The following is a 23738-nucleotide window of genomic DNA, read 5'->3' as shown; positions in this document are numbered from 1 at the left end:
AGCGCAAGGCGCCTGCCTATCGGCGACAAGCATAAGGCGAACAGGAATAGAAGGTGTACTTTACCTTCAATTCCTGTTTGACTTATGACCTCGAGCCGATGGCGCCTGGAGCTAGATTCAGAAACTCAAGCTATGTTAAGAAAATATATAAATTCTGATATCATAAAAAAGGCTGACGTTTATAATAAAACGTCAGCCCTTTTTATGCTTATTATAATTTAACAACGTCTTCAGCTTGAGGTCCGCGGTTGCCTTCAACTATGTTGAATTCAACTTTTTGTCCTTCTTCTAACGTTTTGAATCCTTCACCAGCGATAGCGCTGAAGTGAACGAATACATCGTTTCCTTCTGCAACTTCGATAAATCCGAAACCTTTTTCTGAGTTAAACCATTTTACTGTACCAGTTGTTTTCATGAGAGAACCTCCAAAGATTTTTTAATATGTTACTTGTATTTACTTGGTAAATAAAAATTCACATATTATAGAGACTATCAAAAAAGGAGTAGATAATCTCGATAATATGTGAATTATATAGCTCCATATTTGGTCTTTTAAATAAACAATCATTTGATCAATTTATTATTATTAAAGAAATTGCATTATCTCAAAACAACGAAAGCCCTGCCTCTCTTTCGTCCTTACGGCTCCTAGACCGTGCCAGTGTGAATTGTGATCAAACGTCCTCTTTTACTATTACACGATGCATGTAATTCAAAGTCTTTCATCATTCACACAGCACCACCAAGGTGAAATTCTATAAAAAGCACTCTATTACTTTAACCGATTTGTAAGGTATTGTCAAATTAAACACATTATTTGTAAATGTACAAATTAATATGAATTTTACATCAATTCGTATCTTTATTAAACAATTGAACAAAGAAAAATAGTCTAGCTGAAATGACAATAATCGAACAAACCCACAGCCAGGCCAGCTTCATATTTCTACTATCAACCGCAACGAAAATAGCAGTTGAAACAGTTTGTGTTTTTCCAGGAATGTTTCCAGCAATGATAAAGGTGACTTGGCTCAAAATTCCCCTAAAGCCCTCTCTTACCTTTCATAACATTAACCACCACTAACAGGTGGAATAAAAGCCACTACATCACCTGATTGCACAAGGTCTTCATCTAGGGCATATTCTTCATTTACCGCAATCATGATATGCTCTAAAGTGCCAAGTTCAAACCTAGTACCTACAAGCTCCTTTAATTCTTTCACAGTGATGCTCGGAATATCGAAAGAAATGCTCTCCTCTCCAATCTTCTCTTGTAAATGGGCAAATAACAAGATCTTAATCATCACAACAACCCCTTTTCCGGCTTTCCTTTTGGATAAGGTGTTTTTTCTAATTGATCACCTATCCATGATTCGCCATCTTCCCAAATCTCTTTTTTCCATATCGGTACAATTTGTTTTATCCGCTCAATGGCATATTCATTTGCTTCGTACGCATCCTTACGATGTGGAGTTGAAACAGCAATGACAACAGCAATTTCCGAAATTGTTAATTTACCGATTCGATGTGTAATGGCTACCTTTGCATCACTCCACCTCTCCTTTATTTCATCACCAATCTGCTCCAGCTTTTTTACGGCCATTTGTTCATATGCTTGGTATTCTAATGACAATGTTCGCTTTCCATGAGTAAATTCCCTTACAGTTCCGATAAAAGTGGTAACCGCCCCAGCTTCACGGCGAATCACTTTATCCGTTATTTCTTCAATTGAAATAGGATCCTTAACTATTTCAAACAATGGTTTAGTCAATTATTTCACCTACTTTATTTGTTAGAAGCCACTTAATACCTTCGAAATAATTTGTGAAACATCTATATTCTTCTGTAATGCTCTCGGGTAGAGCAACCCTCGATATCACACAGCTGACATTTACTACATCTTCTAATATTTTTATATCATCAAGCGACCTTATTAATACTACTTTTGGATAACCAGCTGCCTTATACCCTTCAACAACAATCACATCTAATTGAAACTGGCTATATAAGGATAGCAATTGGACGAGGGATAAAGAGGCTTGTTCTGAAGTCAAAATAACTGAGCCATTGCCCTCTACTACAGAAACATAAGCACCCGCTTGTCGATGCTTCCCTGTATCCTTTTTGTGGTCACTTATATCAATTGCCCCTGGATGGCCGTGATGCTTAATTGTCCCCACTTTTAAACCTTGCTCAACAGCCATTTTGATATAATCTGCAACAAATGTTGTTTTTCCGCTATTTTGATAACCGACTACTTGAAGGACTTTGCCCATGAGGATTCACTTCCCACTTGATCGTCTATTAGCAATACGTCAACATGATCACCTTTCTGAAAACCTCTTGTTCCACCAGGCAATACGATAAGTGCGTTGGCATCAGCAAGTGATGTCACAACATTTGATTTATCTAATCCTACAGGTAAGGCAAGAATTTTCCCATCGGAAAAATTAATTTTCCCCCGAACAAACCTTGTGAAAGGATTTGGTTTTAAAAAGTCTTTTTCCAAGCTTGCCGTTACTCTTTGCAGATGAACACGATCAGAGAATAAAAAGGTGCGAATAATCGGTCTTACAAATAGTTCAAAGCCGACATAACAAGCAGATGGATTGCCGGAAAGCCCAAATAATAATTTCCCATTAAGCTCTGCAACCGTTGTGACACTGCCCGGACGCATAGCTACTTTATTAAACAATACATTAGCACCTAAACGACTGTAGATTTCTGGCAAATAATCAAAATCTCCAACAGAAACACCACCAGTAGTTATTAAAAAGTCAACATTCTCTAATGCTTTTTTGATTGCAGCATAGCATTCCTCAAGGTCATCTAGTAGTTTGCCTAAAAAAATAGGCTCAGCTCCGCTTCTTCCAGCTTGTGCCTCAATCATATAAGAGTTACTATTTCTAATTTTACCAGGCTTTAAAGGTTCATCAACATCGAGCAGTTCACTGCCTGTCGCAATAATCCCGATCCGCGGTTTTTTAACAACCGAAACCGTTTTATACCCAAAGGTTGCAAGCAAGGCAATAGTACCAGGAGTAATAAATGACCCTTTTTTCACTAAAACACTGCCTTTTGGTGTATCCTCCCCTTTAAAGGAAATATTATCTCCTTTTTTGAAAGGCCTTTTGATAGACATGAATTTTTTTCCATTTTTTTGAAATTCTTTCGTTAACTCTAGCATAACAATCGCATCACAGCCACTTGGAATTTGGGCACCTGTCATAATTCGTGCTGCCTGCATTTCACCAAGTGTGAACATACTAACATCTCCAGCACCAATCTCATCAATTACTTCAAAAACTGCTGGTTGATCTGAACTTGCATATATGGTATCAACTGATCGAACCGCAAATCCGTCATATGGTGAGCGATCAAAAGGTGGTACTGGATGATCAGCAATTAAGTCCTCAGCTAAAAATCTCCCATGGCTTTCTATTAAAGACACAGATTCACTCTCACCTTTTACAGAGTAACGTAATACCTTATGTATTGCTTCGCTTACAGCCAATGGCTTTCTTTTTTCTACCATTTCATCACTCCGGTCTATCATTGATCAATTCATCAACTATTATTATTTGATTCTGATATTTTACCATTTGTATGTAGTTCTGTATAATCCTCTTGTGAGTTTACATTACGAAAAATGCTTGGATCAACCTGCAAATTTTTTTCAGTTACATATAATACCTCAATTTTTTCAAGAAGTGAAATAATTCTATACTCATGATTCTCTAACTGCTCTTTCATAAGTGAATATATCGAATGGTGATAAACCCCTGTTAACGGCTGAAGCCTTCCGTTTATTTTAGGTATAATTGCCTTAATGTCTTGCTGTCGAAAATGTAGCAACCTTAAAACAGCCTGATTAGTGATTAAAGGTATGTCACATGCTAAAAACACATACCATTCTGCCTGAACATGATTCATTGCCGTAATCATTCCTGCCATTGGCCCTTTTCCTTTAACATCAGGTTCATCAAGTAATACAGGACAGAGAACTGCATCCTTTAATTTTCCAGCTATATTGGGATGACTAATGATTATTTGCTTATCTGATACAGCTTTTAATACGGAAAAGGAATGCTCCCAAAAGAATTTCCCTTGATAACTCGCAAATGCCTTATGATGGCCAAATCGACGGGACTCCCCCCCAGCTAATAACACACCTATCGTTTCTTTCACTGCATAGCCCCCTTTTTAATATTTTAACGTGAATCGGAGAAAGGAATATTCTTATATGCATTATCTGCAAAAAAAGTCAGTTACCATGTTGTGGCAACCGACTTTATAGTCATTATTCAGCGTTTTCAAGTTCAGCTAAAACACGATTCACGCGTTTTTCAAGCATTTTCATCCCGCTTCCGCCAGCTTGGAAGTGGCGAAGCTTACCTTCTTTATCAAAAACATAGTAAGCAGGCACATATTGATTTTCAAAAGAGTCTGTTAATTTATGCTCATTATCAACGAAGATTGGCTGGCTAATATCATGCTCTCCAGCAACCTTTTTGATCTCATCAAGTTTTAAATCATCTTCTGAACGCGGCATATGAACTGCTACAACATTTAATTTATCTTTAAATTTATCACGGAATTCGTTAACTTGCGGCATCGCTTCCTTACATAAGTGGCAGCTGATTGACCAGAAATGAATAAGCGTTGGCTTCTCACCAATTAATTGTTCTTTCGTTACCTCACCATTTAACCATTCGGTTGCACCAGTAAGCTCCGGCATTGGCTCACGTAATTTCATCTCTATCCCTCCATGTTAAATGAACAGATTAAAAAAGGGGCTGACATTCTTATTTTTGTCAGCCTCTCTTTTATCAATGTGTTTTTTAAAGAAATTATAATGTAGCTTGGCCTGGCTTCCAGTTTGCTGGGCAAAGTCCGCCAGTTTGAAGTGCTTGAAGCACACGAAGTGTTTCATCTACGTCACGGCCAATGTTGTTGTGGTTTACGACAGAATATTGTAATTCACCTTCTGGATTAATGATGAATAATCCACGAAGTGCAATACCCTCTTCTTCAATTAAAACACCATATTCACGGGAAACAACATGATTTGTATCAGCAGCTAATGGATATTTTAAATCGCCTAAGCCGTTGTCTTTGCGATCTGTTTTAATCCATGCTAAGTGTGTATGAATGGTATCAGTAGAAACACCGATTACTTCTGCATCTAAATCTTCGAATTCATCATAACGATCTGACAATGCAGTGATTTCTGTTGGACATACGAATGTAAAGTCCATTGGATAGAAGAAAAGAACTGTCCATTTATCATTCTTCATGTTTTCTTCTAGACTTACTTTTCCAAACTCTTTGTTTGCTAAAACTGCTTCCATTTCAAATCGTGGTGCTTGTTTTCCTACCATACGTTCTGCCATTATGTATCCCTCCAAATAAGTTTTGTTAGGTTTACTAATTGAGAAAAATTTATGCTTCTCAACCAATATTTATATGTCTAATACAGTGAACATTATAGGACAAGCATCCTTTTTAGTCAATGTAGGTGATAATGATTTTAAAATATCCTTTTGTTTATTGTGTAAAAAATTTGAAATTCAACTTATTTACTCAAAACAAAAAGAAAAGGCTGTCTCATAACAAATGGATCAGCCCTATACAAGAAGCTAATACGTAAGAAGGTTCGTATCTTGTTGTTTGTTAGGGACAGACCATTTTAGACAGCCTTTCTTTTAACGAATTTTATCGATTTATTTTGCTTTCAACTTGCTGGCAAATTTCTTCTGCTGTCATTCCGCTCGCTTCGATAACAGAGCCTGCAGTTACAACATTACTAATCCCCATTACGTTTGAATCTTGTCCTGTAACCACACAGCAGTCACAGCCTTGTGCATCATTTTCATTTTTTAATTGGACAACCTCATAGCCTTTTTCCTGTAAAGCAGATGATACGTCAGATAATGATTGTTCTACACCGATTTTTGGCATTGTTTATCCACCTCCTACATGTATTGTGTACATGGGAGGAAAAAATATACTTTAATTATTTTGATTAGCCTTGAATGTGATATACTTTGTCATCAAATCAACAGCGACATGGATTGCATCTTCACTAGGCTCTAGTTTAGCATGATGCAGGCCGAATGATGATTCAACGCCTAACCAAAACATAAAGCCGGGAATTTGATCGACCATATATCCGAAATCCTCACCAGTCATTGCTTCCTTACATTCTTGGACGGTAACGGATGTGTTTGCAGCTGCAAATTCCATAAATTCTGCTGTTAAGACTTCTTCATTAAAGACTTGATGATACATCGAACCATAATCAATAGTCGCTTTACATGAGTAGCCAATCTCAACCCCTTTAACCAATGCCTCAATTCTTTCCTTCACTTTATCCATTGATTGAACAGAAAGGGTTCGAATTGTACCTTCTAATCTAGCATTTTCCGCTATAATATTCTGCACGGTGCCTCCTGTTATTTTTCCAATTGTAATAACAGCACTGTCAAGAGGATCGACATTCCGTGCTACGACAGTTTGCAATTGTGTAATAAGTGAACATGCTGCAACAACCATATCATTTGTCGTATGAGGGTATGCTGCATGTCCGCCCTTTCCTTTTAAATCAATAAATAATTCAGAAGTATTGGCAAAAAGCAATCCAGGTTTTGTTGCAATGGTTCCAACCGGCAGCTCTGGAGAAATATGAAGAGCTGTTATGATATCAGGTTTCCATTGCTTCGCTATATCGCTATTAAGCATTGGTTCCGCTCCTCCTGGCCCTTCCTCTGCAGGTTGAAATAAAAACAAAATATCATCCTGTACAGAGTGTTCTACAAAATGGCCAAGGATACCTAACGCTATTGTCATATGAAAGTCATGACCACAGGCATGCATATAACCAGGATGCTCTGATTGAAAATCATAATTTGTCTCCTCAGTTATCGGTAATCCATCGATATCAGCCCGGTAGCCAATGATCTTTGTAGGGTTTGTCCCCTTTACTAAAGCAAAAATACCTGTTTTCCATGTTTTAATCTCAATTCGCTCTTGCGGTAATTGCCTTAATACACCTAATAAATATTGCTGTGTTTTAAACTCCTGAAAACCAATTTCAGGTATTCGATGAAGGTCCCGGCGAATTTGATTAAGTTGTTCTTTGATCATCTAATCACCCCTATACAAAAGAGGCTGACTCAAATCAAAGAGTCACCCCTGTAAACACAATATAGGATTTAAAATAATGAACAAATCCATATATTCTTGTTTCCTAGTGGGTTATCCCCTTCCTGAGACAGCCTCTCTTTAATCCTATAATTGTCTTAGCTCTTGCATGATTTCTGTTTTTGATTTTGTTTTGGCATCAATATCCTTAATTTTACGGGCTGGAGCACCTGTAACAACTGTATATGGCTCTACATCCTTTGTAACAATTGCGCCGGCACCAACTACCGCACCTTTTCCAATTGTAACGCCTTCTAATACAACAACATTTGCTCCAATAACAACATCATCTTCTACAACAACAGGTTTAGCAGAAGGGGGCTCGATAACACCTGCTAAAACTGTGCCAGCACCGATATGGCAATTTTTACCTACAGTCGCACGACCTCCAAGTACACAATTCATATCAATCATTGTACCTTCACCAATAACAGCACCAATATTAATAGAAGCACCCATCATGATAACGGCATTATCACCAATTTCAACTTGATCACGAATGATTGCGCCTGGCTCAATACGTGCTTTAATTCCCTTTAGATCAAGCAGAGGAATCGCAGAATTTCGGCGATCATTTTCGACAACGTAATCTTCAATATGGTCTTTGTTTGTTTCAAGCGCATCCTGGATTTCAGCCCATTCTCCAAATACGACACCAGTATTGCCAGTTATGAAGGTTTGAGCTGATTCACCAAAGTTGATGCCTTCTAGATTTCCTTTTAAATAAACCTTTACAGGTGTAGATTTTTTACTGTTTTGTATAAATGAAATAATCTCATTTGCATCCATCATTTTCATATGTATGTTTCCTCCTTGATTCATTTTACAATCATTCTTTACTGTATCAAAGGATTTAATTCTTGACAAGCAAATGTTCACTTATTTATGTCCTTTTACAATGTCTAGAAATGCCTTTACTTGTTTTAATTCAAACGAAGATTCATATCCTAATAGCCACGTATCTCTCTCAATTGGTTTTCCATTTTCATCAAGAAGAGGGACCTTAAAAATATCCTGCTCATCTTCCTTTAACGTAACAGAGGGTAAAATAGCATAGCCAATACCATTGAATGCCATTTGTTTACAAGTTTCGATTTGATCCACAACGATTGTTCGCTTTGGCGAGGTTTGAAACTGCCGATGCCACCAATCTTGAATTTCTTGATAATACGTGGAGTCACTTTTGAATTGTATAAAAGGTCTTTCTGTATGCAGTACGTCCTCAACCTTACTAATTTCCGTATCCACAAGATATAAGGTATCTGAAAACAGATGTTCCTTAACCCCCTTCCAATCAGGATTTCCTCGAATGATACCGATATGGACGTGATCTTCAAACATGCTTTTTAATATTTCACTGCTCCACCCAGTAATAAGTGAAATTTTAGCATGTGGATTTTTTCTAACATAGGTTTTTAAAACCTCAGGAAGCCAATGCTGACCAATGATGGACGCGACTGCAAGCTTTAGTGTTCCATGAACCTCTCCTTCGAGCTCTAAAATTTTCTCACGTACCTGTTCTTCTTTTTCGACAACCTCACGGGCAAAGGAAACAACCTTTTCTCCTGCTGGTGTTAACGTTAATCCTTTTTGAGAACGGATAAAAATTTGAAAGCCCCATGATTTTTCTATCGTTTGTAAGCGCTGTGATAATGCTGGCTGGGAAACAAATAGTCGTTCAGACGCTTTCCTCATATTCATTTCCTCAGATAAGACAACCAGCATTCGGAGCTCTGACATTTGCATAACCATCCACCTGCTTTTCAAAAATACATTTCTTTACAAGTTTAAAGGCTGAATTATTTTGAATCAGCCTTTTCATTTTTTGGTAGAAATAAAATAAAGGCAAAGCTTAATAATGCAAAACCAAAAACAACAAAATAAACATCATGTAAAGCAAATTCCAGTCCCTGCTGAAGGAGCCCTTTTGACTCAGCTGACAAGCTTGTACGTTCTGAAGATTCAAGTAAAGTGGTTGCAGAATCAAGACTCAACTCTTCCTTCACACCTTTGCTTGATAAATAACTTAATAGCCGGCTGTTTAAGATCCCTCCAAGCAGAGCGGCCCCAATTGTACTTCCTACATTTCTCATAAACATATTCGTAGCTGTTGCAACACCTCGCTTATTCCAATCTACTGTACTTTGAATCGAAACAATGAAGGCTGTTGTTGTTAGTCCCATCCCTATTCCAATGATAAATGAACCGGCAGCAGCAAAAAGAGCACTATCATTTGCAGATAACATGATAAAAACAATACTCCCACAAACTAATGCTACTCCTCCTAAAATAGAGGTTGTTCGAAAACCGATTGTTAAAATAGCTCTTCCAGATATCATTGCAGCGATTGGCCAGCCAATGGACATGGTTGTTAATGTAAAGCCGGCAACAATTGCTTTTTCCTCCATAACACCTTGAACAAATGTCGGCAAAAAAGTCGATAACCCGATTAATAACACACCAGTTGTTAAAGATGTCAGATTGACAATTAAAATCGATCTTTCATTCCAAAGCTCAAAAGGCATCATTGGTTCCTCTACTCTTCGTTCATATAGTACAAAGGCGATAAAGCTAAGGAACGAAAGACCTCCCAATAAGAGGATTGGCATCGAGAGCCACTCCCAGCGGACACCGCCTTCGACTAAAATAAACATAAACGATGTCACTGATAAGGTAAGCAGGATTGCTCCGCCATAATCAATTTTTGGCTTCTTTTTATCGATATTTTCATGAAGAAACATAAATAAGCCAATTATTGCTAGGATACCAAGGGGAATGTTGATCCAAAAGACAAACCGCCAGCTAACAAACTCAACTAGAAGCCCGCCAATCGCTGGTCCCAAAATGGCAGAAATCCCCCATACACTTGATAAATACCCTTGTATTTTTGCCCGCTCTTCCTTTGTATAAATATCCCCCACAATCGTCGAAGCAATCGGCATGACCGCACCTGCGCCAAAGCCTTGAACAAACCGCGCAAAAATAAGCCATTCCATTGATGAAGCTAAACCACATATTATTGATCCGAGCAAAAAGATAATGATTCCTATCGCAAGAACGGGTTTTCGACCAAATAAATCTGAAAGCTTACCGTAAATCAAGACCGTTACCGCATTCATTAACAAATAAGATGAAAAAACCCAGCTATATAAAGAAAAATCCCCTAATTCTGTTACAATCGCCGGCATGGCTGTTGCCACAATCGTCGCTTCTATTGCAGCCATAAACATCGCAAGCATAACTGTTACTAAAACAAAAGGTCTATTGGTTTTCTTTGACATATCCTTTTGTGCCATTGACTGTTTCTGTATAATTGCTTGTCCCAATCCAACATCACCGCCTATATGTATTAATGATTTGTCAAACGATCTGAATAAAAAGAAAACGATGTAATGAAGTTATCCCTCTCATCTACATCGTTTCATTGTTATTGTTCTTGTTCCAAACCTCTCATTCGCTTTTTTAATTGTTTTAATATAGCTCTTCTTGTAAAAATCCCTTCAAATACATTTTCTTTATTTTGAACACATACGAAAGGATGATTCAAAATAAGGTCAAGTCCCTTTTTGATAGGATCATCCAGGTACAACCTTGGTATTTCTTTATTCATAACCTCTTCAACCTTCATATTTTCTAATTTTTCAAATTCAATCCGCTTTAATCCAAAAATTTTATCCATTATTAAATTCATTCCTATTAAGCCATGCAGCTTAAAGGTTGGGTCTAATACTGGTATGGCTGTATATCCTGTTTTTGTTAAAACAAGCAAAGCATGTTCTAGATTATTGCCGATTTGAACATGTGCCACTTTATCTGCTGGAATCATTAACTCTTGAATAGTTGCATTCATTAAATCTCCGGTTTCTAAACGAATCATAGTTGCTCTTCCTCTCTAAAAAACATTGTCTAAGGCCGCTTTCTAATTAAAGAGGTCATAAATTGAGACTTCCATTAATAGGATTTCCTGCTGGAATTGCGGTGGAAAAATCACCAATTCTATCATACCATATTGTTTGCAATCCTTCTTATAAAAACAAATCATTATAAAAGAAAATCCCAATATTTTATTTTTTCTTCATTAATTAGGGGACAAAAAAATGATACCCAATAAGAGTATCATTATTACCTTTTTTAGCAACATACCGACTAAATCATTTTACTTCCTAATTTACTATGTAAATAACTATCTGACTCTTAATCGATCATACAAGGCAATTAATTGTTGATATGTTTTTTCATCTGTTCTTTTCATTCCTGCTTCAATATCATTAATCTCGCTGCAAACAATTTCTAAAGCATATTGTTGGCGTAATAATAATTCGATAAGTAATTTTTGCTCATCAGAAGTAAGCCCTTCAATTGTCGCTTTCATACGTTCCTCCTGGTTTTATTCATATAAAAATAAGCAGGCATTTACCTTTTATTTTGTATATCGATTGGCATAACTGAATGCCGTATAGGACTCTGGTTTAATTTTCGCTTCAACCCCCATCGCCTCAATTCTGCCTGTCATTTCCTGAATTAATTCCTTTGTCATGCCCTTTTGGCCGATATCTAGATGGATTTCAAATAGTAAATTTGCTCCTTCATCTGCAAAAGGGATTAACAATTCTGTTAACACATTTAAATATTTGGTGAGAAAAAAATAAGCCACCTCTTGACTTAATGCTGTTTCGATGGATATTTTTTCACGTACGCTTAAAATAGGGCGTTTCACACTATGTGCCTTTAAACATCCCCATGCCCCTTTGCCTTTTCGATGAAGATGAATGGCTGTAATAAATCTTGTCTCTTTTTGATGAACATGTGAATCCGAACCGATTGAGAGTATATACTCTGTACGCAGATCTTTTAACATAAACCTTTTTATACGCTCTATCACGGTTTGGAATGACATTTTCTTTTCTGAGATATTATAAAAGGTAAAAGATTCGTTCATGTCACATCTCCCCATCAACATATCTTTTGTTCCAGCTCATTTTTGTAATATAGTTTTCAAAAAATATCCTTATAAATTATATGTCGTATATCATTTAAAATATGTTCATAAAAATGTTACCTTTCAAAAGTTTTCAAAAAAAATAGCTATGCCTATAAAGGCATAGCTATTCTCCCTTACTCGTCTCAATGTTTCGCAATTTTTCAAGACAATGAGCGCACGTAAAGATAACATTTTGATTTGATTGAGCTGTTAAAGATTTTGATAGTGGTTGCTGATTTTGACAAAACGGGCAAATAACAGTAGGCTCTTTTCTCATATTGCCTCCTTTATAATCCCTAAATAATGGGCAGCAATGTTCATTACGTATAAGTCAAAATGTTTTTTTCTACTACCAACTAGTCTACGCTAAGTATAACAACTAAAGTTTCACTTATTGCAGAAGGTCGAAGATTTCCATAGCAATCATATCAATATTATCAAATTGGTATGATTGGGGTTTATCTCCTTTTTGAAATACCTCTAATTCAAATGTATTGCTTTTATCGAAGTATTTCACACTGCAACGCTTTTCTCCCTCAACCTCAAAAAAACGTTGTAAAGGCTCGCCTGATCCAGAATTTTCCTGTAAACTTTGCAATCTTGTAATAATACCTAATAGCTGTGACAAAAAGAGATCCCCCTTCCGGAAGAGTTAACGTATAACTGATTCCTTATATTTAATATTGTTTTACACTACCATACATTCTATCCACTAAACAACGATTCAATAATCTGTATCTTTACTTTGTGCCTATTCAATTTTACACTATGTATGAAGGGATTTCCAAAGAAATTACGCCTCTACACCCTTGTCAGTCATAAAAAGCTTTATTTTCAGGCGAATATTAGCTATTTATACAAGGGGGAGCTTATAATGGCATACATAAAAACAATTGATGAAAGAATCTCGATTATTGACAGTTTAGACTTAGGAATGCAAGGCAGAACAAGTTGCTATGTTCTTCAGGATGAAAAAGTGGTTCTTTTTGAACCCTCTGCAAGCCCTTCAATCCCTTTCTTATTGGAAGGCTTATCAGAGCTTAACATTCCGTTAGAAGAAATAGCCTTCATTATTGTAACACATATTCATCTAGATCATGCCGGTGGAGCAGGATTACTTTTAGAAAAATGTCGAAATGCAAAATTAATTGTTCATCCTAGAGGAGCAAAACATATGATAGATCCTGCTAGGCTAATCTCTAGTGCCAGAGCTGTTTATAAGGATGAGTTTGATCGCCTCTTCCATCCAATTATACCTGTACCTGAAAATCGTTTATTAATCAAGTCCCACGGAGAAAAAATAAAAATCGGGAAAAATTCATATTTAACGTTCTTCAACACACCAGGTCATGCCAATCATCACTTTAGTATCTATGATTCAGTAAGCAATGGGATCTTTACAGGTGATACGATTGGAATATTTTATCAGGACCTTCTCGACCAAGGGATTGAGTTCTATTTACCCTCAACATCACCAAATCAATTTAACCCGAAAGCCATGCTGGAATCAGCTAAAATGATCGAAGAATTACAGGTTGACAAAATATATTTTAGCCATTTTGGTGTGAGCTGCCAACCTCAGCTAGTATTCAGCGAACTTAGAAAATGGCTCCCTATATTTGTTGATACTGCTCAAAAGATTGTAGAAAAATCCAAAGATAGTTCTTTTGAGGAATGCTGTAAAGCTGTTGAAACTGAATTAAACCATCTCGTTTTCAATCAACTTCGCAAGCAAAATATTATGATAGCCGACCAAGCTTATGCTATGTTAAAACTTGATTTGTCAGTAAGTGCTATAGGATTAGTTGATTATTTACGAAAGAATTTCTAACAAAAGGTTTTGTTGAAAAATGAAGTGTTTGGAGTGATTAATATGGAAAAGGTAGTAACAGTATATACACAGCCGAGCTGTCCACCCTGCCAAGTTGTGAAACAATTTTTAAATCACCATCATGTTTCATACATTGAAAAAGATATTAGTGTTGACACAGAAGCACGTGACAAATTAGTATATGAACTTGAATCAACATCAACTCCTACAATTACCGTGGACGATCAAGTAGTAACCGGATTTGATTTAAAAAAACTTGAGGAACTTTTAGAACTCTAAGAGCAATATCATAAAAGCGCAAGCGCACTGATCAGCCTCGAGCAAATAAGAATAGAAGGCGTTCTTTACCTTCAATTTTTTCATACCTTTTTAAAAAGACACATGAAAAAAAGCTTGGTGACCAGCCAAGCTTTTTTCCGTTCTATTAAAAGGGGTTTGGGGAAAATCGAGAGTTCATGACTAATCAAATTCCAGCGTTAATTGTTTACAAGGGTGAATGAAACAATTAACCTTTACACACCTACCAGAGCAGTATGTAAAACAAGAACTTAATTGATTACCTTTCTCATTTATAATGATAATGATTATCAGTTTCATTGTCAACAGTTTTTTATGATTTTTTAAATTTAATTTTATATATGCAAACAACACTAAATAAAAAAAGCGCAAGGCGCCTGCCTATCGGCGACAAGCATAAGGCAAACAGGAATAGAAGGTGTACTTTACCTTCAATTCCTGTTTGACTTATGACCTCGAGCCGATGGCGCCTGGAGCTAGATTCAGAAACGCAAGCTATGTTAAGAAAATATATAAATTCTGATATTATAAAAAAGCGCAAGCGCCTTGATCAGCCTAAGGCAAATAAAACGCTCATGAATAGAAAACGTTCTTTGACTTCTATTCATGAGTGGCTAGACCCTAGAAGGGCTAGGCGCTGGAGCAAGACACTAAAACTAGGTTAAAATTTTATACTTTCCTATAAAAAAGAGAGGCTTCCCGCCTCCCACTTTTTACTGTATTACCTTGAAATGTTCATCCATTAAGGAAAAGAATAAGACTTTACTTTGATTTAAAAATGAATGTTTAAATAATGAAGAGTCATTATTCAGAGCCTGTATCAACGGCTGAAAAGATGTATTATTAATCATGTTTGATGTTGTATAATCTTCACTTCTCATTGTATCTTTCACTAATTTTGGCTTTTGTTTTTGACTATCAATTGAATAGATCTTCCAACTTCCATTTGTTTTGCGCATTTTTACTAACTCGTAATGGTCCTCATATTCAACCGGTCCATCAGAAGTAGCTTGGAAAAATTCATAAATAATCCGTTGATTCCCTTCTTCAACTACTTTTGTATGTTCATCATAGCTAAAGAATGGAATCGTATAAACCGGGAAATCTGTCCCGTAGACAATAAATTGATCTTCTATAGGTTGAACATTTGCATCCATATATTTTTTAATCAATTCATTCTCAAAATAGGGTGTTAAAATTAGCCTCATTTCATAAAGTGATCTTGGTTTCTCAGTTAAAGAAGTTTGTGCTTGAAAAGCATCTTGTATGTGATTCAGAATTTCCGCTTTTGAGTTACCCTCAAGTTCTTTTGCTGTTGCTTCATGTGAAAAGGAAAAAATAGCAATCAAAAGGAGTAGACTAAAGCTTAAGAAATTTTGTTTCAACTTACTCATCCTTTCATCTTATTCCGTCATCTGGACAACCTTTCCTTCCCTAATCTCATTTTAACAACTATCTTGTCAAAAAAGCCTATTAACCGTTCGTAAAATACTCTTAAAATGCGACACAATTTTTATATTTAATATGTATCTACCCGGAAACATGATTTTCTAATCAAAAAAACAGCGGAAAATTCCGCTGCTACCAAACCACCGTATAGGCCAAATAAAAAATAAAGGCTAATGCAAGTATACCGAAGATTACGTATGTCAAAAATACAGGGTTGCGCATATAAGGATGTTCTTGAACTTTTTCATTAATTTGTGTGTCCATATTTGATTTTCTTGCCCCAACAAGTCTCCCTACCTTGATCGTATAGATTAAACTTGCTGCTAAAATAAGTAATGCAATTATACCGAGTATCATTGTTAAATTGCCCACTATTTAGTCACCCCTTCTATGTATAGGATGACTAAAAAGCCAGGCAGCTATGCCTTGGTTTTCTTTACCATTTTGGCTGTGGCTTTATCCAAATCTTTATTATAAGACTTCTTTCTCATATAAAAATTCATATGATAAATCAATAAACAGATAATGATTTTGTTGTAAAGGATAGGAAAATGTTCGGATTAAATCGCCTTTTTCGATATCACTATAAACATCACTAAGGAAACCCTTTTTATCATAGCGCATTTTCATAATATTAGCTAAAAAGTATGGGCGCCAGCTCCAATTTTTCATATAGTAATTAGGTTGAATTTCCCAGCCGTTATTTTTATAGATATTCACCGATTGTTGAAAGCCATCTTCATCGCAAATATAGATCCGGAAACTGCAATCATCCAGATGTACAGAAAGCTCCTTTAAAAGCTGATTGTAATCACTATTTTGTTTACTTATTTTAGAAATAAGTTGATCAATTCGATGATGGAAATCTTCTGTAAAGTGATTAAGCCTTTCCAGCTTCCTTTTTTCTGCAGAAATATAATGTTGGAATTCCTGTTTCAATCTTTCCTTACAATGATCTTGATGAATAAATTGTCTCTTTGGTTTGCTTAAGAAAAATCCTTGATAATACCTGCCGCCATTTTTCCAAGCATATTGCAGCTGAAAATTCACTTCAACATCCTCATATAAAAGTGTCGCACCGATCTTCCTTGCTAAAAGAGAAATTGAGTATAGTACATCATAATATGATTGGGATGGTGATGTCAGTCGTAATGGCTGTAAATCAATTTTTAATATATCCGGAGATAGCATAACGATACGATCTAAGTTGCTGCTAGCCTTTCCAATATTATCAATTGCAACTTTTATGCCATATGTTCTGTAATAAGTTAATAGATGATACAACTGCTCAATATCGCCTTTAAAATTATGCTCTGTTATTTCAAGTACAATTTGAGTAAGCTGTAAACCAGCTTCTTGCTTTTCTAATAAAATTTGCAGAAAACTCTCTCCATGATCAAGCATGAGTATGTTAGCATCGCGATTAATAAAAAGCAGTAGTTCTTGATCCTGCAATTGTAAGAATTCATCAATTGCCATATGTAAAATAAAGTCGTCAACCTCAATTCGATATTCATCGGGAACATTTTCATCTTGGAAGAAAGGGCCTAAACTTTGAATTTCATCGTTATGCTGAATTCTTCCAAAAACTTCATAACCGATAACCCGTTGTTCATCCGCACTAAATATCGCTTGGTAATAAGGAATGACCTTCTCTACGTTTGTCAGTACATCCAATGGATCCATTGCAATCCCCTCACCTATATCTATATAGATTACGTATGGATTATACCATATTCCTATTTATAATTGGTGGGAAATCCCTTACAGGATGATTTAACAGAAGTCTACATAGAGCATCCTTTTTTAAAATGGAAACTGATTTAACCATTGTCCCCCATCCATCGTGATACACTCACCGTTAATATAGGCTGCATCATCAGATAGTAAAAACACAGCAAGCGCAGCAATTTCTTCCGGGGTCCCAAGTCTGCCAAGCGGGACACTGTTTAACGTACGCATAGCCGATTCCTCAGACTCCCATAATTTATCTGCTCCGCCAGTTCTTTCAATTGGTCCTGGCGCTATGGCATTAACCCTTATCCCATACTTTCGACCCCATTCAACAGCCAATGTTCTTGTCATAGATAATACACCCGCTTTTGCTGCTGCTGAGTGAATAACTCCAGCCCCCGCATTCCAAGCATAGGTAGCGATCATATTTAAAATCACACCTTTTGTTTTTCGTTCAATCCAATACTTCCCAATTGCTGAACTGCAATAAAATGTCCCATTTAACACAATATCAATGACTGATCTCCAACCATTGATCGATAAGTTTTCAGCAGGACAGATAAAGTTACCCGCAGCATTATTAACAAGAGCATCGATTCTCCCATATAGCTGATCAACCTGCTTTATCATCTGAGCAACCTTTTCCGGATCTCGAATATCCAGTTGAATTGTGTTTATTTCTCCTTTGACGGATTCTATCTCCATTTTTGCTGCTTCTAATTTGTCCTGGGTTCTTCCAATAATGACCACATTCGCTCCAGCTGCCGCAAATTTCTTGGCCATCGCTTTTCCCATCCCGCTTGAACCGCCTGTAACAATTATGACTTTATCCTTCATAATAAATCCCCCTTAGAAAAAATGAATGAATGACCATTCATTATGTATTTTACCATTTCTTTTCAATCATTCCTATCAAAAAGTCAATTAGATGACAATTCAGTTTTTAAATAGAGTCCTTATTGAAACCATGCTATACTTAAGAAAAGCGCAAGCGCCTTGATCAGCCTAGGGCAAATAAGAAGCTCATGAATAGAAGGCGTTCTTTGCCTTCTAGAGGGGCTAGGCGCTGGAGCTAGACACAAAAAATATGTTAAAATTTTATATTTTAAAGAAAATTAACAACTTTAAATGAGAATAAAACAATGGAGAATGGTTGGTAAAGATGACTAAAAAATATTCAAGGAGATCGTTTTTAAAAGGTCTTCTTTCTATTTCCTTTGGAAGCATCATTACTGCAGCTGGAGGATATACTTATGCACGGTTTATTGAACCAGCATTATTAGATATAACGAAACACTCAATTACACATGAGAAAATTCCAGTGGCCTTTGACGGCTTTAAAATTGTTCAATTCAGTGATACTCATTTAAGTGACTTCTTTACATTAGACAGATTAGAAACAGTAGTCAAAAAGATTAATGAATTGTCACCAGATCTCTTATTTTTTACTGGTGATTTAATGGATGAGCCAAATCAGTATACTGAAATTAACAAAATTGTTCCTGTTCTTGAAAAATTACATGCTCCGTTTGGAAAATACGCTGTTTACGGTAATCATGATCATGGCGGTTATGGAACAGATATCTATAAAAATGTCATCAAAATGGCCGGCTTTATCTTATTACAAAACGAAGCAACAAACGTTACTATGCTAGATGGCAGTAAAATAGGTGTGGCTGGAATTGATGATTTAATGCTTGGAAAGCCAAGCTATGAAGGAACTTTAGGGAATTTAAATAAAGATGTGTTTAATATCCTACTAGCCCATGAACCAGATGCAGCACTGGATGCAAAGAGATTTCATGTTGATTTGCAATTATCAGGACATAGTCATGGGGGACAAATTCAACTACCATTTTACGGACCGCTTATTACTCCACCATTTGCATCTGTTTATTCTGAAGGAATGTATGAGGTTGATGAGATTAAGTTATATGTGAATCGTGGATTAGGTACAACAAGACTACCTTTTCGCTTTTTATCTGTACCAGAAATCACACAATTTACACTTTTTTCAACATCATAAATTTTGGGCTGTCTCCATAAGGTTTTTGCCTCACTGATAAATTTGTTTAAAACTGTGTTTTAGGAGGACTGACCCTTTGTTTTAGACAGCCCTATTTTTTCCACCTCATCAGAATGAACAGGAATCTGCCCATACTTTTCGATTACTCTTCATCATCCATTACTTGGTAAGCCTTACTGAACAATAGCAATTGACTGTCAATTACAGGCTCCTCCATTTTTCTTGATACATAATTGTATTCACCAAATTCATCCTGTTCTCTTGCTTTCACATTATCAGCTAATGCACTAGTAAGAATATATTTCACTCGTTTTTTAATTTCGCCTTCAAAAATAGGAAATAGTATCTCAACTCGTTTTTCCATATTGCGTGTCATCATATCAGCTGATGAAAGGAAGATTTTTTCCTCTCCATTGTGATGGAAATAATAGATTCGACTATGCTCTAAAAATCTTCCAACAATGCTTCGAACTTTTATATTTTCACTAACTCCACTAATACCCGGGCGCAAGCAGCATGTACCGCGAATGATTAAATCAATTTTCACTCCAGCATTTGATGCCTCATATAGTTTCATGATAATCACTTTATCAGTTAAGGAATTCATTTTGGCAATAATTCTGCCGTTTGCAAACCTTCTATGAAATTCTATTTCCTCATCTATTAACCTGATAAAATCTTTACGAATATCAAACGGTGCAACAGATAAATGGTGAAAATCTGGTTTTTCCGTAAAGCCGCTAAGATAATTAAAGAAATTTGTAGCATCAATTCCAAATTTTCTTTTTGAAGTCAGTAAACCCATATCTGTATAAATCTTTGCTGTCTGATCATTATAGTTTCCTGTACCAAGATGGACGAATCGTTCTATTCGGTTATTTTTCTTTCTTACAACTAGTGTAATCTTGCTATGTGTTTTTAAATAGGTCATGCCATAAATAACATGACATCCAGCCTTTTCAAGCTCTTTCGCCCACTGAACATTATTTTCTTCATCAAAACGAGCTTTAAGTTCAACCAATACGGTTACTTGCTTTCCATTTTCAGCTGCTCGTTTTAACGCATCAATGACAGGAGAATCACCGCTTACACGATAAAGGGTTTGTTTTATTGCCAATACATCAGGATCATCAGCGGCCTCAGCAACAAATTCAACAACAGGCTCAAATGATTCGTATGGATGATGCAATAAAACATCCTGTTCTGAAACCTTTTCGAAAATATCTTCATCTGAGGCAAGGTCCCGTGGCGGCTGAGGTATGAGTGCTTCATATACTAGATGCTCCCGCAGGCTAGCCATCTCTTTATAAAAACCAAATAGCAATGTTAAGTCTAAGGGACCATCAATCTCGTAAACATCTTTTTCGTGTATTTCAAGCTCTTCAGTTAAATAACGTAAAATATTGCGATCAAATCCGTCTTGCTGGATTTCAAGCCGGACTGCGGCTCCCCATTTTCGTTTTTTCAATTCTTTTTCTATCTCTTTTAGGAGGTCGCGTGCCCCTTCCTCATGGATCGTCATATCAGCATTTCTCGTAATCCGAAATACAGAGACAGAAAGAACTTTATATCCCTTAAATAACTTTTGAATAAAATAGCTAATGACATCCTCTAAAAGAATTAGCTGCACTTTTTCAGCAGATGAATCAAGCTTAACAAACCGATCTAAGACTGCAGGTACTTGTACAATCGCCGTTTTGTAACGATTTTCAACATACTCATCATGATCCTCAATTACAATGGCTAAATTTAAGCTTTTATTTAACAGCATAGGAAAAGGACGATAGGCATCAATAGCCATTGGAGTTAAAACAGGGAAAATATGTTCATCAAAATAATCTTCCATCGCTTCCAACTGTTCCGTTGTTAATTGATTCATCTTTAAGAATTCAATATCTTCCTGGTTAAGCAAAGGCAGAAGTATGTTATTAAATGCTTCATATTGCAACTCAACCAGATAATGTGTTGTAGCAGCTATTTCAGCTAATTGCTGTTTAGGTGTCATTCCTGCTTTATTTTCGGGCTTATTAAAGCCTGCTTTCACCTGATCCTTTAGTCCAGCAACACGAACCATAAAAAACTCATCGAGATTTGAGCTGAATATCGCCAAAAATTTTAATCTTTCTAATAATGGATTGCGTTCATCTAGCGCTTCCTCTAGGACGCGTTTATTAAATGCAAGCCAGCTAAGTTCTCTGTTGTTGTAATACATTGGACTAGATAGTTCAACAGCATTTTTATTCATTGTATTCATATGTACTGCCACCCTTTTATTCGACAATTTCTTACAACTTCATCTTAGCATTTACTTTTATTACTATTGTAAATTTATTGTAAATATATTGTAAATGTTATGTAAATATGAATAATTTGACAATATATTCAAAAAAGCGACGTATTATGATCGTCACTTTCAGCTGTAATCGTATTAACTAGTTTGTTTTTTCTAAAAATGTAACAGAAATTGACTTTTTTATTTGCTTTTCCAAATGTTTTTTTTGTTTTTCAACTTGATACTGTTCAGGCTTCCAATCTTTATGGCAAGTAAAGGTAAATAAAAGTTCTTCACCATTTAATCTCAGATCTATTTTTTCAATTATATTTCTTTTTGTTGCATGAATACTGTAGGAAAATTTTAAGATTGCTCCTAATAAACGATATTTATTTAGCTCTTCTTTAGTAAACCATTCATTATATGGCAGGACGTTTCGCTTAAAAGCAGACTTGCTAGTAAAAGAAGCAATGAGCGCAATAATCAAACGTTCTCTATGAAGAAGCCCGTCTATTGTCCGGTTTGCTAGTAAATAGAAGGTATGCTGGCTGCTAGATTCAGAATCAATGTATGCCCCAAGGTTATAAACAAAGGCACTACGTTTTAAAAGCTTTGCATCCTGCTTATTTATGGAAGACAAGCCAGCTTTGTTTAATAGTTGTGCAATGATCATCGCACTATTTGTGACATGGAATACATGATTTAGATTAATATGATAATCTGCAGCTAATTCATAAAAACTCTCTTCAATAACATTTGGAAATACAGCAATTCCAAAATCTTTTGTTAATTCCTTATAAAATACACCGTCTCTTAAACCTTTTCTGCTTAAGGCAAACAGATCCGTATTGACGACATCCATTAAAGAAGTAAAAACTTCCACAGCCGGAATAATAATATCTGCACGATCCTTTGATAAACCTTCAACACGCTGAATTTCCGAAAATGACAGCGATTGTAATAAATCACTTATTTCCCGGACATCCTGTTTTTCCATTACATATTGATGAACTCCTGCTAGTGGATAGCCTATATGCTCTTGATGGACTTGTACCATATTCCTTGCACTTCCTCCGATACCGATAATCGGAAGCTTCTTGTCAATAATCCACTCAAGCGTTTTAAATTGTTCATTAAGGTATGTTTTAAGTAAATAAAGTTCATTTTTCGTCGGAGTGTCATTCTGCACAAATTGCTTTTTTAAAGATAAAGCCCCGAATGGAAAGCTGTGATAGTTGATTAATTTTCGATCCTTAAAATAGGTAACCTCAGTACTACCTCCGCCAATATCAATGGTGATTCCGCTTTCAAACGGAGTTGAATTGACAACAGCTAAGTAACCGAAATAAGCTTCTTCATATTCTGATAAAATCCGAATTGAAAAATCTGTCTCCTCTTCAACTTTTTTGACAATTTCCTCTTGATTTTTCGCTTGCCTTATTGTCGCGGTTGCCACACATTTTACTTCTTCTAATTGATGGTGTCTTGTAATTTCTTGAAAGCTTTTTAGCGTATTTAGTAAAATGGTAATTCCTTTATCCGCAAGCCTTACCTCGTCAGTCAAATAATTGCGAAGCCGTGCGACAACTTTTACATTTTCTATTTCTTTTAATCTGCCGCTCGTGTCTCTTAAGTACATAACAAGCCTCATCGTATTAGAGCCTATATCAATTATTGCATACTTTTCATGTTTCACTTTCAACCCACACCCTTATCATAAAACATGCTTATCGCTAAATATCATTAGTATAACAGCTATTACTCTAAAATAAGGTCATTATACCATAATAAGAAAATATTTATTGGGATTTTTCACTTTAACTTCAAAAGAAAACGTGTCTTAGCAAATCTTTTCGGGCAGTAATCCCTACATAGCTTTTTACCTTCTCTTGAAATCATGTAAAGTGGTGTTTACTGCCAGTTTAAATTGGGATAAAACGTATGA

26 protein-coding genes and 1 pseudogene are annotated in these 23738 nt (G+C 36.0%); 3 read left to right on the top strand and 24 right to left on the bottom strand.

What is annotated here, in order from left to right; genetic code table 11:
• Window positions 1-211 precede the first annotated feature (211 nt).
• From Q1B07_RS00205 to Q1B07_RS00120, 18 genes and pseudogenes are all read right to left on the bottom strand, one after another.
• On the bottom strand, window positions 212-415 hold the full coding sequence (locus Q1B07_RS00205; RefSeq protein WP_046511360.1) for a cold-shock protein: 204 nt from the start codon (window positions 413-415) through the stop codon (window positions 212-214).
• Between the two features lie 434 nt (window positions 416-849).
• Window positions 850-1052: pseudogene (locus Q1B07_RS00200) on the bottom strand (molybdate ABC transporter permease subunit); the annotation flags it as partial.
• An 18-nt stretch (window positions 1053-1070) separates the two neighbouring features.
• Entirely contained in the window at window positions 1071-1304 is a 234-nt protein-coding gene (moaD, locus tag Q1B07_RS00195; protein ID WP_299086758.1) for a molybdopterin converting factor subunit 1, read from the bottom strand.
• A complete protein-coding gene (locus Q1B07_RS00190; protein WP_299086757.1) occupies window positions 1304-1771 on the bottom strand; it encodes a molybdenum cofactor biosynthesis protein MoaE in 468 nt (155 codons plus the stop codon). The genes moaD and Q1B07_RS00190 overlap by 1 nt, the downstream gene beginning before the upstream one ends.
• Window positions 1764-2276: a molybdopterin-guanine dinucleotide biosynthesis protein B gene (gene mobB, locus Q1B07_RS00185; protein WP_299086754.1), complete on the bottom strand. Its 513-nt coding sequence runs from the start codon at window positions 2274-2276 to the stop codon at window positions 1764-1766. The genes Q1B07_RS00190 and mobB overlap by 8 nt, the downstream gene beginning before the upstream one ends.
• A complete protein-coding gene (gene glp, locus Q1B07_RS00180; RefSeq protein WP_299086752.1) occupies window positions 2255-3535 on the bottom strand; it encodes a gephyrin-like molybdotransferase Glp in 1281 nt (426 codons plus the stop codon). Before glp ends, mobB begins: the two co-directional genes overlap by 22 nt.
• A gap of 32 nt (window positions 3536-3567) precedes the next feature.
• Window positions 3568-4188 (bottom strand): molybdenum cofactor guanylyltransferase, encoded by a 621-nt coding sequence (locus tag Q1B07_RS00175; RefSeq protein ID WP_299086751.1) that lies wholly within the window; start codon window positions 4186-4188, stop codon window positions 3568-3570.
• 112 nt (window positions 4189-4300) lie between these two features.
• The gene (locus tag Q1B07_RS00170; protein WP_299086750.1) at window positions 4301-4756 is read right to left on the bottom strand and encodes a TlpA disulfide reductase family protein; all 456 of its coding nucleotides are present in this window, start codon (window positions 4754-4756) and stop codon (window positions 4301-4303) included.
• A 94-nt stretch (window positions 4757-4850) separates the two neighbouring features.
• Window positions 4851-5393, bottom strand: a complete 543-nt coding sequence (locus tag Q1B07_RS00165; RefSeq protein ID WP_046511377.1) for a peroxiredoxin — start codon at window positions 5391-5393, stop codon at window positions 4851-4853.
• A gap of 322 nt (window positions 5394-5715) precedes the next feature.
• A complete protein-coding gene (locus Q1B07_RS00160; protein WP_299086747.1) occupies window positions 5716-5961 on the bottom strand; it encodes a YkuS family protein in 246 nt (81 codons plus the stop codon).
• A 51-nt stretch (window positions 5962-6012) separates the two neighbouring features.
• Window positions 6013-7146: an N-acetyldiaminopimelate deacetylase gene (locus tag Q1B07_RS00155; RefSeq protein ID WP_299086745.1), complete on the bottom strand. Its 1134-nt coding sequence runs from the start codon at window positions 7144-7146 to the stop codon at window positions 6013-6015.
• Window positions 7147-7290: 144 nt separating this feature from the next.
• Window positions 7291-8001, bottom strand: a complete 711-nt coding sequence (gene dapD, locus Q1B07_RS00150; RefSeq protein WP_299086742.1) for a 2,3,4,5-tetrahydropyridine-2,6-dicarboxylate N-acetyltransferase — start codon at window positions 7999-8001, stop codon at window positions 7291-7293.
• Between the two features lie 81 nt (window positions 8002-8082).
• Window positions 8083-8949 (bottom strand): LysR family transcriptional regulator, encoded by an 867-nt coding sequence (locus Q1B07_RS00145; protein WP_299086740.1) that lies wholly within the window; start codon window positions 8947-8949, stop codon window positions 8083-8085.
• A 53-nt stretch (window positions 8950-9002) separates the two neighbouring features.
• Window positions 9003-10484 (bottom strand): MDR family MFS transporter, encoded by a 1482-nt coding sequence (locus tag Q1B07_RS00140; protein WP_299087114.1) that lies wholly within the window; start codon window positions 10482-10484, stop codon window positions 9003-9005.
• Window positions 10485-10630: 146 nt separating this feature from the next.
• Window positions 10631-11080: a cyclic-di-AMP-binding protein CbpB gene (gene cbpB / locus Q1B07_RS00135; protein ID WP_299086738.1), complete on the bottom strand. Its 450-nt coding sequence runs from the start codon at window positions 11078-11080 to the stop codon at window positions 10631-10633.
• 306 nt (window positions 11081-11386) lie between these two features.
• Window positions 11387-11575: an antirepressor AbbA gene (abbA, locus tag Q1B07_RS00130; protein ID WP_299086736.1), complete on the bottom strand. Its 189-nt coding sequence runs from the start codon at window positions 11573-11575 to the stop codon at window positions 11387-11389.
• Window positions 11576-11623: 48 nt separating this feature from the next.
• Window positions 11624-12142 (bottom strand): ribonuclease H-like YkuK family protein, encoded by a 519-nt coding sequence (locus Q1B07_RS00125; RefSeq protein WP_299086734.1) that lies wholly within the window; start codon window positions 12140-12142, stop codon window positions 11624-11626.
• Between the two features lie 433 nt (window positions 12143-12575).
• Window positions 12576-12812: a YkuJ family protein gene (locus Q1B07_RS00120; protein ID WP_299086733.1), complete on the bottom strand. Its 237-nt coding sequence runs from the start codon at window positions 12810-12812 to the stop codon at window positions 12576-12578.
• A 246-nt stretch (window positions 12813-13058) separates the two neighbouring features.
• Between Q1B07_RS00120 and Q1B07_RS00115 the strand changes: the two genes are divergently transcribed.
• Window positions 13059-14015 carry an MBL fold metallo-hydrolase gene (locus Q1B07_RS00115; protein WP_299086732.1) on the top strand — a complete coding sequence of 319 codons (957 nt, stop codon included), beginning with the start codon at window positions 13059-13061 and terminating at the stop codon, window positions 14013-14015.
• A gap of 42 nt (window positions 14016-14057) precedes the next feature.
• Complete coding sequence (locus Q1B07_RS00110; RefSeq protein ID WP_299086731.1) at window positions 14058-14294, top strand: glutaredoxin domain-containing protein; 237 nt, start codon at window positions 14058-14060, stop codon at window positions 14292-14294.
• A gap of 731 nt (window positions 14295-15025) precedes the next feature.
• Here the strand turns inward: Q1B07_RS00110 and Q1B07_RS00105 are convergent.
• The 4 genes from Q1B07_RS00105 to fadH form a co-directional block, all read right to left on the bottom strand.
• On the bottom strand, window positions 15026-15697 hold the full coding sequence (locus Q1B07_RS00105) for a DUF3993 domain-containing protein (protein ID WP_299086729.1): 672 nt from the start codon (window positions 15695-15697) through the stop codon (window positions 15026-15028).
• A 196-nt stretch (window positions 15698-15893) separates the two neighbouring features.
• Window positions 15894-16133 (bottom strand): hypothetical protein, encoded by a 240-nt coding sequence (locus Q1B07_RS00100; protein ID WP_299086728.1) that lies wholly within the window; start codon window positions 16131-16133, stop codon window positions 15894-15896.
• A gap of 99 nt (window positions 16134-16232) precedes the next feature.
• Complete coding sequence (locus Q1B07_RS00095; RefSeq protein WP_299086727.1) at window positions 16233-17447, bottom strand: EAL-associated domain-containing protein; 1215 nt, start codon at window positions 17445-17447, stop codon at window positions 16233-16235.
• Window positions 17448-17567: 120 nt separating this feature from the next.
• Window positions 17568-18332: a 2,4-dienoyl-CoA reductase gene (gene fadH / locus Q1B07_RS00090; protein WP_299086726.1), complete on the bottom strand. Its 765-nt coding sequence runs from the start codon at window positions 18330-18332 to the stop codon at window positions 17568-17570.
• Between the two features lie 325 nt (window positions 18333-18657).
• Here fadH and Q1B07_RS00085 point away from each other — a divergent pair, with 325 nt between their 5' ends.
• A complete protein-coding gene (locus Q1B07_RS00085) occupies window positions 18658-19521 on the top strand; it encodes a metallophosphoesterase (RefSeq protein ID WP_299086724.1) in 864 nt (287 codons plus the stop codon).
• Window positions 19522-19663: 142 nt separating this feature from the next.
• Here Q1B07_RS00085 and Q1B07_RS00080 read toward each other — a convergent pair whose 3' ends face one another.
• Window positions 19664-21766, bottom strand: a complete 2103-nt coding sequence (locus Q1B07_RS00080; protein WP_299087112.1) for an RNA degradosome polyphosphate kinase — start codon at window positions 21764-21766, stop codon at window positions 19664-19666.
• Window positions 21767-21953: 187 nt separating this feature from the next.
• Entirely contained in the window at window positions 21954-23489 is a 1536-nt protein-coding gene (ppx, locus tag Q1B07_RS00075) for an exopolyphosphatase (protein ID WP_299086721.1), read from the bottom strand.
• Window positions 23490-23738 lie beyond the last annotated feature (249 nt).

This window comes from uncultured Metabacillus sp., from assembly GCF_947503125.1.
Classification (GTDB): domain Bacteria; phylum Bacillota; class Bacilli; order Bacillales; family Bacillaceae; genus Metabacillus.
This window is presented reverse-complemented; position numbering and strand designations above follow the sequence as displayed.

Bases quoted from the DNA above. Each gene is read 5' to 3' on its own strand.
- Q1B07_RS00095 (WP_299086727.1), bottom strand. From the start codon at position 17,447: ATGGATCCATTGGATGTACTGACAAACGTAGAGAAGGTCATTCCTTAT.
- mobB (WP_299086754.1), bottom strand. From the start codon at position 2,276: ATGGGCAAAGTCCTTCAAGTAGTCGGTTATCAAAATAGCGGAAAAACA.
- glp (WP_299086752.1), bottom strand. From the start codon at position 3,535: ATGGTAGAAAAAAGAAAGCCATTGGCTGTAAGCGAAGCAATACATAAG.
- Q1B07_RS00160 (WP_299086747.1), bottom strand. From the start codon at position 5,961: ATGCCAAAAATCGGTGTAGAACAATCATTATCTGACGTATCATCTGCT.
- Q1B07_RS00125 (WP_299086734.1), bottom strand. From the start codon at position 12,142: ATGAACGAATCTTTTACCTTTTATAATATCTCAGAAAAGAAAATGTCA.
- Q1B07_RS00080 (WP_299087112.1), bottom strand. From the start codon at position 21,766: ATGAATAAAAATGCTGTTGAACTATCTAGTCCAATGTATTACAACAAC.
- Q1B07_RS00165 (WP_046511377.1), bottom strand. From the start codon at position 5,393: ATGGCAGAACGTATGGTAGGAAAACAAGCACCACGATTTGAAATGGAA.
- Q1B07_RS00110 (WP_299086731.1), top strand. From the start codon at position 14,058: ATGGAAAAGGTAGTAACAGTATATACACAGCCGAGCTGTCCACCCTGC.
- Q1B07_RS00155 (WP_299086745.1), bottom strand. From the start codon at position 7,146: ATGATCAAAGAACAACTTAATCAAATTCGCCGGGACCTTCATCGAATA.
- Q1B07_RS00205 (WP_046511360.1), bottom strand. From the start codon at position 415: ATGAAAACAACTGGTACAGTAAAATGGTTTAACTCAGAAAAAGGTTTC.
- Q1B07_RS00140 (WP_299087114.1), bottom strand. From the start codon at position 10,484: ATGTCAAAGAAAACCAATAGACCTTTTGTTTTAGTAACAGTTATGCTT.
- Q1B07_RS00115 (WP_299086732.1), top strand. From the start codon at position 13,059: ATGGCATACATAAAAACAATTGATGAAAGAATCTCGATTATTGACAGT.
- moaD (WP_299086758.1), bottom strand. From the start codon at position 1,304: ATGATTAAGATCTTGTTATTTGCCCATTTACAAGAGAAGATTGGAGAG.
- Q1B07_RS00145 (WP_299086740.1), bottom strand. From the start codon at position 8,949: ATGCAAATGTCAGAGCTCCGAATGCTGGTTGTCTTATCTGAGGAAATG.
- Q1B07_RS00085 (WP_299086724.1), top strand. From the start codon at position 18,658: ATGACTAAAAAATATTCAAGGAGATCGTTTTTAAAAGGTCTTCTTTCT.
- fadH (WP_299086726.1), bottom strand. From the start codon at position 18,332: ATGAAGGATAAAGTCATAATTGTTACAGGCGGTTCAAGCGGGATGGGA.
- cbpB (WP_299086738.1), bottom strand. From the start codon at position 11,080: ATGATTCGTTTAGAAACCGGAGATTTAATGAATGCAACTATTCAAGAG.
- dapD (WP_299086742.1), bottom strand. From the start codon at position 8,001: ATGAAAATGATGGATGCAAATGAGATTATTTCATTTATACAAAACAGT.
- Q1B07_RS00170 (WP_299086750.1), bottom strand. From the start codon at position 4,756: ATGAAATTACGTGAGCCAATGCCGGAGCTTACTGGTGCAACCGAATGG.
- abbA (WP_299086736.1), bottom strand. From the start codon at position 11,575: ATGAAAGCGACAATTGAAGGGCTTACTTCTGATGAGCAAAAATTACTT.